Here is a 274-nt window from a genome sequence, read left to right on the forward strand (position 1 = left end):
GTCCGCCCTGATAAAGTGGGGCGAGCATCGCGGCGCGACGCTGTTCGAGGGGATGTTCTGGCGACAGGCGTGCGCGCTGCCGGTGGTGCTGGCGTTCGTGGTGCGCGGGCCGGGGCTGGCATCGCTGCGCACGGCGCGCTTCCGCGGCCATCTGGCACGGGCGATGGTCGGGCTGGTCGGCATGGTCTTCACCTTCGACGCGGTGATCCTGTTGCCGCTGGCAGAGGCGACGACGTTCCAGTTCACCGTGCCGATCTTCGCCACGATCCTGGGC

1 pseudogene is annotated in these 274 nt (G+C 69.7%); it reads left to right on the plus strand.

Annotated elements, in window-relative coordinates:
- Positions 1 to 274: pseudogene (locus CVH10_RS20420) on the plus strand (hypothetical protein); the annotation flags it as partial.

The sequence above is a fragment of the Halomonas sp. ND22Bw genome (genome assembly GCF_003011945.1).
Classification (GTDB): domain Bacteria; phylum Pseudomonadota; class Gammaproteobacteria; order Pseudomonadales; family Halomonadaceae; genus Halomonas; species Halomonas halophila.